Raw genomic sequence first — 9,811 nt, forward strand, 5'->3', positions numbered from 1 at the left:
GCCGCGCGCCGGTGGAGGTGGCGGCGCAAGGCGCCGCCCGCGCCGTCGCACGAGGAGCGCTGATCGGTGTCGCGGGGTTCGCGGCCGTCATCCTGAACATCGCCTTCATCGGCGGCTACCGGATCGACGGTATGGGCTCGGTGGCGGGCGCGGTCGGGCTGTTCGGCTTCATGGCCGCCGCCGCGGTGACGGAGGAGCTGCTGTTTCGTGGAATCCTGTTCCGGATCGTCGAGGAACGTACCGGCACGTGGATAGCGCTGGCTCTGACCGGCCTGCTGTTCGGCCTGTCGCATCTGTTCAACCAGCACGCCAGCCTGTGGGGCGCGATCGCCATCGCGATCGAGGCCGGCGCCATGCTCGCCGCCGCCTACGCCGCCACCCGCACCCTGTGGGTGCCGATCGGCCTGCACTTCGGCTGGAACTTCGCGGAGGGCGGCATCTTCGGCACCGAGGTCTCAGGCAACGGCGCGACGCAGGGGCTCCTGCACAGCGTGACATCGGGGCCCGCCCTGCTCACGGGCGGCGAGTTCGGGCCGGAGGCGAGCCCGTACGCGGTGGTGTTCGGCCTGCTGCTGACGGTCGTGTTCATGTGGCTGGCCCGCCGGCGCGGCAACGTGGTCCCTCGCCGGCGCGGCGCGACCGCTACGCTCGCCCAATGACCGATCTACGGCGGGTCACGGACCTGTGGCGGCGGTGCGGCGTCGTGGTCCGGGATTTACCGTTCGGGCTGCTGCTGGCCGTCGCATCGCTCCTGCCGGCGCTCCACGGCAAGGGGACGCAGGTCGGCGACCTGCCGGCCCGGCCCTTCGACGCGGCGGCGTTCGTGGTGATCGCCCTGGAGTGCCTTCCGCTCGCGGTGCGCCGGCGGTGGCCGGCCGTGTGCCTGGCTCTGGTGTCGCTCGGCTTCGTCCTCGACCAGGTCCGCGGCTACCACGTGTTGGCGAGCAACGCGATGCCCATCGCGCTCATCAGCGCGGGCGCCCATCTGGAGCGCCACCGGCGCGTCACCGTGGTCCTCCTCTCCATGGCGTACGTGCCGCTGGCGCTCGCGCTCGGCCGGCTCGGCGCGCCCGAGCGGGTAGAGGGTTACGTGGTGTTCTACCTGGCCCTGGCCCTCGCGTGGGGCATCGGAGCCTGGCTGCGCTCCACCCGCGCCGCCGAGGTCGAACGCCGCCGCCACCTCGCCGAGGCCACCCGCACCGCCGAACGCACCCGCATCGCCCGCGAACTCCACGACGTCGTGACCCACCACGTGACGGCGATGGTCGTGCAGGCCGAGGCGGCACGCTACCTGACCGCCGTACCTGATCGCCTCGACGCGACCCTGAGCGCCGTCACCGACACCGGCCGGCGGGCCATCACCGACCTGCGGCACATGCTCGACCTGCTCAACCCCGACCACGACACCGACGTCAGCATGCCGTCCGCCGGCGACCTGGACACGCTCGTGGAGCAGACGCGCCGGGCCGGGCAGCCGGTGGAGTTCACCGAGGAGGGCAGTGCGGCGGAATCGGCGGGCAGCGCCGAGTTCGTGACCTATAGGGTCGTCCAGGAGGCCCTGACGAACGCCCTCAAATACGCCCACGGCAGCCCCACCGCGGTCCGGGTGCGCTACGGCGAGAAGGAGATCATCGTGGAGGTCGGCACCGACGGCCCCGGCTCCAGGGCCGCCTCTCCCGGCGGGAGCGGGCGGGGCCTGGCCGGGCTCCGCGAGCGGGTCGACGCCCTGGGCGGCGAGTTCAGCGCCGACCGGCAGCCGGGCGGCGGCTTCGTCGTACGGGCACGCATCCCCGCCGGGAGCCCGTCGTGAACGCGCCGGTCCGGGTCCTGATCTGCGACGACCAGGCGCTGATCCGCACCGGGTTCGCGACGATCATCGATGCGCAGCCCGACCTCGAGGTGGTGGGCGAATGCGGGGACGGCCGCGCCGCGGTCGACCTCGCCGGCCGGCTGAACCCGGACATCGTGGTGATGGACGTACGCATGCCGGTGCTCGACGGCATCAAGGCGACCCGCCTGCTGGCCGGCGCCGGTGTTGAGAATCCCGTCAAGGTGCTCGTGGTGACGACGTTCAACCTCGACGAGTACGTGTACGAGGCGTTGCGCGCCGGCGCGAGCGGATTCCTGCTCAAGGACGCCCCACCGGCACAGCTGCTGCACGGCATCCGCACCGTCGCGACAGGTGCCGCGCTGCTGGCACCCGAGGTGACGCGGCAGCTCGTCGGCAGGTACGCGTCGCGCATCCGTCCCACCGAGGGCACGCCGGACGACGTCGCGCTGACTCCACGCGAACTGGAGGTACTACGCCTCATCGCCGACGGCCAGTCCAACAGCGAGATCGCCGCGACATTGGTGATCAGCCAGGAAACCGTCAAGACGTACGTGTCGCGCATCCTCACCAAGCTCGACCTGCGTGACCGCGTGCAGGCGGTGGTCTACGCCTACCGCAGGGGCCTGGTGACCTGAGACACACCCCCCGGTTCGCAGCGCGAGATGGTGCTCCGCTCGGAAACCCGGTTTCGTGCTGTGAGCTGGGGTTTTGCTGCATGATCAGGGTGGCGGCTGCGACCATTGCGGAGTGTTGTCGCTGATCCACCGCCTTCGGTGGGCAGAGGCCTACGAGATGAACTTCTCGTCCGAAGTCACAGAAGAACCGAGAAAGCCCAGGTCGGAAGGGGTGTAGGGTGCCCGGGGCTCTGACAGCTCGAATACAGCGACGACCGGTCGTCAGCGGTCTGATCAGTCAATATCACCGCGCCGTCCAACGCCGAAACGAAGCCGCAGGTCAGGTGATTTGACGCGAGTTCTGGCACCGCCCAGGCTCCAGAACCGGAGCGCGGTCGTTAACGCGGGTCGACGAGCGCCGAGCCGAAGACCCACGGGGAGGTCTGGGCGATGAAGTCGCCCGGGAATCCGAGCGCGAAGCCGGTGGCCTTTTCCAGGCGGGCGATGCTCTCGGGCGGCAGGGTGAGGTCGACCGCGGCGAGGTTGTCGCGGAGCTGGTCGGCGCGGCGCGCCCCGACGATGGGGTGGACCGCGCTCGAGCGGCTCGTCGTCCATGCGATCGCCACCTGCGAGGGCGTGGCGCCGAGGTCGTCGGCGACGTCCTGCACGACCCGGGCGACGGCGTGGTCCCTGGGTGAGAGCGATTCGGCGGTCAGCCGGCCGTCGGTCGCGGGCCCGCCGGGGCGGGTGTACTTGCCGGACAGCACCCCGCCGGCCAGCGGGCTCCAGGCGGTGACGCCCACCCCGAGCGACTCGGCCATGGGCAGCAGCTCGCGTTCGACGTCGCGCTGGAGCAGGCTGTAGGGCACCTGGAGGCCGATGAACGGGCTCCAGCCGTGCCACTCCGCCAGCGTGTTGGCGCGGGACACGACCCAGGCGGGGGCGTCGGAGATCCCCGCGTACAACACCGTGCCGGCCCGGACCGCGTCGTCCAGCGCGCGCATGGTCTCCTCTATCGGCGTGTCACGGTCCCACATGTGCACCCAGTACACGTCCACGTAGTCAGTGCGCAGCCGGCGCAGGCTGGTCTCCAGCGACGCCCGCAGGTTCTTGCGGTGGTTCCCCGCGGCGTTGGGGTCGGCGCGGTCACGCGACACGGTGTACTTCGTGCCGAGCACGAACGACTCGCGCCGGCCCTCCAGCAGCTCGCCGAGTATCTGTTCGCTGGCCCCGTCACGGTAGTTGACGGCGGTGTCGATCATGTTGCCGCCGGCCTCGGCGTACAGGTCGAGCATCTGCCGGCACTCCGGCAGCGGCGCGCCGACCCCGCCCTGCTCGCCGAAGGTCATGGCGCCCAGGATCAGCTCGGAGACCCGCAGGCCGCTCGCGCCCAGTGTGCGGTACCTCATGCCGTCGCCGACCCGCTGAACAGTTCCGCGGCCCGGGAGACGATCTCGTCGTGCGGCACGTCGCGGATGTGCTGGTCCAGCGCCCAGCGGTGCCCGAACGGGTCGAGCAACTGGCCGGTGCGCTCGCCCCAGAAAGCGTCGTGCACCGGCTCGAAGACCGTGGCTCCAGCCTCCAGCGCCCGCGCCCAGGCCGCTTCGACGTCAGGGACCGGTACGTGAAGGGCGGCGGAGGTGCCGCCGAGGGCGGCCGGTGAACGCATGCCCAGCGCGGGCATCTCCCCGGCCACCGCCAGGAGGGTGTCGCCGAGCAGGAGGTCGACGGTCAGCGTGCGGCCGCCGGGAAGCGTGATGCGGTTCGTCTCCTGCGCGCCCAGAGCCTCGGCGTACCAGGTGGCGGCCTGGTCCGGGTCGGTGACGACCAGGTGGATCGCTATCTGCGTCATAATCGAAGACCATACACACTGTATGGACATATCGTCTATACATGTTGTCCGTACAGTCGGTCATATGCTGGGGCGCATGTCTGCTAAGCGCACTGCGCGCTCCGCTCGCCGATCCGGCGCGGCGCCGGCCTCCGCCGAGCTGCGGGAGCGCATCCTGTCGGCGACGCGCGAGCTGCTGCGGGAGTGCCGCTTCGACGCCCTGAGCGTGGCCGACATCCTGGTGGCCGCCGAGGTCTCCCGGGCCAGCTTCTACTTCTACTTCCCGAGCAAGCAAGCCGTGCTCGGCGAGCTGGTGCGCGAGGCCGTGGCGCAGGGGCAGCAGGCGGCGGAACCCTGGATCGACGGGCAGCACGACCCGGCCGCCGCGCTCCGGGCCGGTGTGAGCGACGGCGCCCGGCTGTGGCGTGCCAACGCGGGAGTCCTCATGGCGATCGTGGAGAGCTGGGGCTCCGACGAGGGCCTGCGAGCGCTGTGGCTCGAACAGATGGACCTGTTCACCGAGGCCGCCGCGGCCCGCATCCGATCCGACCCCGACGCGCTCCGGCGGCTCGGCGACGTGGACGTGCGCGCCGTGGCCGCCTCGCTGACCTGGCTGGGGGAACGGCTCTATTACCTCGCTGCGGCCGGGGTGCCGCCCTTCGACGACGAGAAGGTCCTCATCGACGTCCTCACCAACGCCTGGACGTCGCTGCTCTACGGCCACGCCGTCACCGGCCCGCGGTCACCTTCGGAGCGGTGAGGGTCTCCACAGGCGGCCGAGGCGGAACCGGGCCGCGCAGTGCGCTGCCGGGCCGGCCGCTCACCGCCACGAGTGGTGAAGGGTGTCAATACTCCGTTCACAGTTGTGAGCTGCGGGTTTGTCCCGGCACGGACCGCACGCACGGAGTGCACCGACAGGCTGCTGATCTTCGGCGAGCGGCATCTTCGTACGGTGATGGACGAATATGCCGATCAGCGTCTCGTGATGCGTTGTTTGCACGCGGCGCGTTTCGGGGGCAGGGAATGACGCTGGTCGATAACGCGACGAGCGGCCGCAGTGCGGGCGTCGGCGCGTTAGAACCGGAACCGCACGATGCGGGTGGACCGTTTCATGCCCGGCAGCAGGTTCATGAGGCGGTACATGCGGCGTATGTTCGCGGGTGCCTTGGCCATCAGCACCGGTGAGTCGTTCATCGGCGCCTCGTCGACGTATTCCAGCCGCGGGTGCCAATTGGCCAACGCGGCCGGGTCGTTGAAGCCGCAGTGGAACTGGGCGTCGTATTTGCGCAGCGAGGGGTCCCATTTCGAGGTTCGCCACGCCCAGACCGGCACCGTGTCGAACTGTATTTGGCCGGTGGGGAAGGCGTCGACGACGCTGGTCAGCAGCGCCCGGACGTCGGTCTCGGTCAGGTAGGGCACCAGTCCCTCGGCGATCATCAGCACCGGTCGGCCGCGGGGGATGCGTTCCAGCCAGGTCAGGTCGGTAACGCTGGAGTCGATCAGGGTGTAGTGCTCGCGCGGCGGCAGGAATTGTTGCCGCAGTTCGATGACGGACGGGTAGTCCAGGTCGTACCAGTCGACGGTGGCGGGCGGGTCGATCCGGTACGCCCGGGCGTCGAGGCCGCAGCCCAGGTGCAGCACCACCGCGTCGGGGTGGTCGGCGAGGAAGCTTCGGGCCCAGTCGTCGTGGGCCTTGGCGCGCACCACGGCGGCGAGGCCCATCTGGCTGGTGCCGAATCTGCGGTTGTCGTAGTCGGGGTCGAGGCGGCGCATTGCCTGCTCGGCGTATTCGTCGCCGAGGATCGGGTCCGGCAGTCGGTTGTCCAGTGCTTTGGCCCTGAGGACGGGGCTGAGGGTCTTCTGGACTCCGACGAGTTCAGTGTCCTTCACGACAGCGACGTTACTCGCGTTTCACGAATTTTGTGAAGTCCATGAATAGTTTTAAACTGTTGAGGCCGCGACGAGGGAGGGAGCTTCGGTGACGCGAGCGGACGAGGGCGCGATCGCCGTCTTCCAGGAACGGTTCGCGCAGATCATGGTCGAATACGGCATGCCCCGGATGGCCTCGCGCGTGTTCGCCGCGCTGCTGGTCACCGACTCCGGCAAGCTGTCGGCCGCCGAGCTCGCCGAGCGACTGGGGGTCGGCGCGTCGGCGATCTCGGGGGCGGTCAAATACCTGGTGCAGGTGCGGCTGGTCGAACGCGGCCGCGAACCCGGTACCCGGCACGACTTCTGCCGGATCCACGAGCACACCTGGAGCCACTTCGTCAGCCAGTCCGACCCGATGCTGGTCCGGGTGCAGGTCGGCGCCGACGAGGGCACCGCGCTGTTGGGTCTCGACTCCCCTGCCGGGCGGCGGCTGGACGAGACCCGTCGGTTCTTCGCGTTCATACGCGAGGAGATCAACCGGTCGATGGCGAAGTGGCGGCGGCTCCAGGAGGCCGAACGCGAGGCCGGCGAGACGGCCAGCAGGATCTTGCCGGGGTAGCCGCCCGGCCGCCAGCAGCCGGTGGGCCCTGGCGGCCTGGTTGAGCGGCAGCCGGTGCGCGATCACGGGTCTGTCCCAGCCCGCGGCCAGCTGCAGAAGGTCCGTGTCCGAAGGACTGTCCCAAGGCCAAGCGCACGTCCGGCCGGAAGCACGTGTGCAACAAGGAAGGGCAGAAGTTCTGCGCGGCCGACTGCACCAAGCACGCGCCTTCCTGCCCTGAACGGGTGGGCGGCTGAGCCTTCGTCAAGCCCAAGGGCAAGAGCAAGCGAACCGTCATGATCCCGCCCCCGCTGGTCCCACTCCTCAAGCTCCACCTACAGGCCCAGCACATCGAACGAGAATCGGCGGGGGAGCGGTGGCAGGACTATGACCTCCTTCGCCTGGCCGAAGTCGAAAAAGATGCCTGCGTCCACGACGCCCGCCACACCGCCGCGACGCTCCTCATCGAACAAGGCATGGACATCAGCGTGGTTCAGGAAATCCTCGGCCACTCACAACTGACCACGACGAAGCGCTACACCCACATCACGGCGACACTCTCAATCGAAGCAGCAGCCCGCATAGGCCGGGCGCTCTGGGGACAACTGCAACTGGAAATGCAACCGACCGGGCTTTCTGATCATGAAGATCGGGAAGTCCGCCCAGATCATTGATGGTAGGGCGCCCGGGGCTCGAACCCGGAACCTACAGATTAAAAGCCGACAGAAATTATGTCGGGCCCTGAATCTATCATTCTGTCGGCAAATGTCGGTATCCAGAATGTCCAAGGATGCCGCCCGGTGGTATGCCGTATCAGGTGCCGACGAGCATCCAAAGCAACCATGGGGCGGGTGGCGCTCCTTGACCGTTCCTATTCGCATTAGATTTACGAGCTGTTGTCCTCGCAGCCCACAGGAGGGTTTGATCAGGCGCTCGACCCATGCCGTTCGCCGCCTGGCCCGAGCCGCTCCGCTGCATACTGTCCCGGTCCCGGTCAGGACCCCGGGCGAATCATCGACCTGAACACACGCTGCCGAGACCGGCTCGGCTAAAGGCGTTCCGGTCAATGTGGTGTCCGGGTTGTTGTAGCGCCCCGACTCCTAGGCGTAATCGTCTATGTCCATCATTATCGGGTGGGGGCAGAGGTCCGGGTGGCTTCTCAGGTCTCCTTCGTTGCGTTCGACCAGGATAAGGGCCCTTTCGGCATGGTGCGCGGCCGCTTCCAGCCGCAGCGGGGATGAGCCGTATGGCTTTTTGCACGTTCATCTCGCCTGGCTTCGCGCAGATTTCGGTTCGAGTTGAGTGAAGACCGTGGGTGCTGTTACCTTCGCACGGTGGACGACAGGCGTGCACGGGCGGAGATAATCGAGGGTTTCGCGACTACCCTGCGGGAACTGCGCAACGCGGTCGGTAATCCACCTTTCCGGGAGATGTCCGGCCGGTCGGGTGCAATTTCTCACACGACGTTGCATGAAGCCACGAAGGGTAACCGGCTCCCGAGTTGGGAGACCACCGTCGAGTTCGTCAAGGCGTGCAACGCGGACCCGGCCGCGTACCGCGAACTCTGGGAGAGAGCGAACAGGGCGGTCAGATCGGCGAGCACCGGGAATCCCTCAATGCGCGTGGACACCTCGGTGGACCGTCCGTCTGGTGGACTCGCAGCCTCCGCCACAGGCGCCGCGGAGCTTCGTACCGTGCACCTCGCCGGCGGGTCGCAAGCGCCCCGGTCGGCCGGCGAGACCTCGGCATCCGTGCCTACGCCGCCGCCACCGTCCTTCGCGGGCGACGTCCAGCCTCTGCTTCCTGCGCCGGGGAGCAGAGGGCGATTACGGCTGACCCGCCCGGCCGCGTTCGCAACAGCGGCTGTCATCATGGGGGCAGCGGTCATCGTCGTGGCCGCCGTCAATCGCGGCTCCAGCCCCGAGGGACACAGCCTGAACCCGACCGGCAGCCCATCGATTGCCGCGCTGTCCCCAGCCGATTGCCCAGTGCGTTCGACCAACCCGCCTTGGGCCCCGCCGTTGCACAAGGGTGATGCGGCCGTGTTCATCGAGGATGTCACGCTCGCCGACTGCACGCGCGTCCGTCCCGGCAAGACCATGACCAAGGTATGGCGGCTCAAGAACGCCGGGGCTGTGCCGTGGAAGGGATATTCGCTGCGTCGCCTCGACCTCACGCAGCAAGCTGATCAATGCCAGACCATCCCCGACGTGCCGATCAAGGACACGCAACCTGGCGAGACAGTCGACGTCCGGACCGTCATCACCACGCCCAGGAAGCCGGGCTTGTGCTACGTGCGATTCAAGATGGTGGACGCTTCGGGAGCGGTCGTGTTCCCCGGAAGCCGGCCGATCAACTTCCAGATCATCGTCGACGGACTCTAGTTCCCCGCCGTGCGTGACACGGCGGGGAACCGGAGTCGGACGGTGCCAGGGGGCTCAGGAGCTGAGAACGATCCCCGTGTAGTAGTGCTGGAGGATCCTGGAGTAGCTCCAGCCCGCTCTGGCCTTATCGCGAGAGCCGTTCTGCGACATCCAGTCGCCGTCGACCCAATTTCCGCACGCCGTCGTGGTAGCGCAGTATTGGGCTCGGAAGATCTTCGCGTTGCGAGTCAGCCGGGTGCCCCAAGTCGCGTCCACCGCGGCGCTCGTCACCGCCTTCGCGGAGCCGGGCTTGTACACCTGACTCGACGTGTGGTCGTAGACGTCGAAGCACTGGCCGCTCGCCGTCTTGCGGTTGGAGTGCAGCGCCCAGTACCAGCCGAAGTTCTTCACGGCCATCGCCCCGGCCTTGAGGGACTCGCTCGGCCAGCTTGACACCCACTCGTTGGGCAGGACGTTCTTGACGTAGGTCTTGAACTCCACCCGCTCCACGCGATCGAGGGACTTCCGGTACACCAGGATCGTCGTGGGCAGCTTGGTGTCCGTGCCGTCGGTCTTGCACCCGGTCGGCGTCGGCGGTGCGAAACTCAGGAACTGGTGCGAGGCGTTCTGGTTCTTGAGGGTGGGGTTCAGGTTGCCTTTGGCGCCTGGGGCGAAGTCCTGGTAGGTGCCGACGTGGCCGCTGTT

General features: G+C 68.4%; 11 protein-coding genes. 7 read left to right on the forward strand and 4 right to left on the reverse strand.

Going from position 1 to position 9,811, the window contains the following annotated elements; all coding sequences use genetic code 11:
• From AB0J09_RS19185 to AB0J09_RS19195, 3 genes are all read left to right on the forward strand, one after another.
• On the forward strand, nt 1–659 hold a 659-nt coding region (locus AB0J09_RS19185; protein WP_360692318.1), incomplete at its 5' end, for a CPBP family intramembrane glutamic endopeptidase.
• Nucleotides 656–1,810: a sensor histidine kinase gene (locus tag AB0J09_RS19190; protein WP_360692321.1), complete on the forward strand. Its 1,155-nt coding sequence runs from the start codon at nt 656–658 to the stop codon at nt 1,808–1,810. The genes AB0J09_RS19185 and AB0J09_RS19190, both read left to right, overlap by 4 nt.
• Entirely contained in the window at nt 1,807–2,466 is a 660-nt protein-coding gene (locus AB0J09_RS19195; RefSeq protein WP_360692324.1) for a response regulator transcription factor, read from the forward strand. Before AB0J09_RS19190 ends, AB0J09_RS19195 begins: the two co-directional genes overlap by 4 nt.
• A gap of 377 nt (nt 2,467–2,843) precedes the next feature.
• On the opposite strand, the gene AB0J09_RS19200 is transcribed toward AB0J09_RS19195, so the two are convergent.
• Both AB0J09_RS19200 and AB0J09_RS19205 read right to left on the reverse strand, forming a co-directional pair.
• Nucleotides 2,844–3,854, reverse strand: coding sequence for an aldo/keto reductase (locus AB0J09_RS19200; RefSeq protein WP_360692327.1), 1,011 nt, complete (start codon nt 3,852–3,854; stop codon nt 2,844–2,846).
• A complete protein-coding gene (locus AB0J09_RS19205) occupies nt 3,851–4,297 on the reverse strand; it encodes a VOC family protein (protein WP_360692330.1) in 447 nt (148 codons plus the stop codon). The genes AB0J09_RS19200 and AB0J09_RS19205 overlap by 4 nt, the downstream gene beginning before the upstream one ends.
• 76 nt (nt 4,298–4,373) lie before the next feature.
• Between AB0J09_RS19205 and AB0J09_RS19210 the strand changes: the two genes are divergently transcribed.
• Nucleotides 4,374–5,036, forward strand: coding sequence for a TetR/AcrR family transcriptional regulator (locus AB0J09_RS19210; RefSeq protein WP_360692333.1), 663 nt, complete (start codon nt 4,374–4,376; stop codon nt 5,034–5,036).
• 314 nt (nt 5,037–5,350) lie between these two features.
• Here the strand turns inward: AB0J09_RS19210 and AB0J09_RS19215 are convergent, their stop codons facing one another.
• Complete coding sequence (locus tag AB0J09_RS19215; RefSeq protein WP_360692336.1) at nt 5,351–6,166, reverse strand: class I SAM-dependent methyltransferase; 816 nt, start codon at nt 6,164–6,166, stop codon at nt 5,351–5,353.
• An 88-nt stretch (nt 6,167–6,254) separates the two neighbouring features.
• On the opposite strand from AB0J09_RS19215, the gene AB0J09_RS19220 reads away from it, so the two are divergent.
• The 3 genes from AB0J09_RS19220 (at nt 6,255) to AB0J09_RS19230 (ending at nt 9,127) form a co-directional block, all read left to right on the forward strand.
• Nucleotides 6,255–6,764 carry a MarR family transcriptional regulator gene (locus AB0J09_RS19220; protein ID WP_360692339.1) on the forward strand — a complete coding sequence of 170 codons (510 nt, stop codon included), beginning with the start codon at nt 6,255–6,257 and terminating at the stop codon, nt 6,762–6,764.
• 275 nt (nt 6,765–7,039) lie between these two features.
• Nucleotides 7,040–7,417, forward strand: coding sequence for a tyrosine-type recombinase/integrase (locus AB0J09_RS19225; RefSeq protein WP_360692342.1), 378 nt, complete (start codon nt 7,040–7,042; stop codon nt 7,415–7,417).
• Between the two features lie 1,197 nt (nt 7,418–8,614).
• The gene (locus AB0J09_RS19230; protein ID WP_360692345.1) at nt 8,615–9,127 is read left to right on the forward strand and encodes an NBR1-Ig-like domain-containing protein; all 513 of its coding nucleotides are present in this window, start codon (nt 8,615–8,617) and stop codon (nt 9,125–9,127) included.
• A gap of 54 nt (nt 9,128–9,181) precedes the next feature.
• On the opposite strand, the gene AB0J09_RS19235 is transcribed toward AB0J09_RS19230, so the two are convergent.
• The coding region (locus AB0J09_RS19235; RefSeq protein WP_360692348.1) for a SpoIID/LytB domain-containing protein at nt 9,182–9,811 on the reverse strand (630 nt) is incomplete at its 5' end.

Origin of the sequence: Nonomuraea sp. NPDC049784 (assembly GCF_040659615.1) — a bacterium.
Taxonomy (GTDB): domain Bacteria; phylum Actinomycetota; class Actinomycetes; order Streptosporangiales; family Streptosporangiaceae; genus Nonomuraea.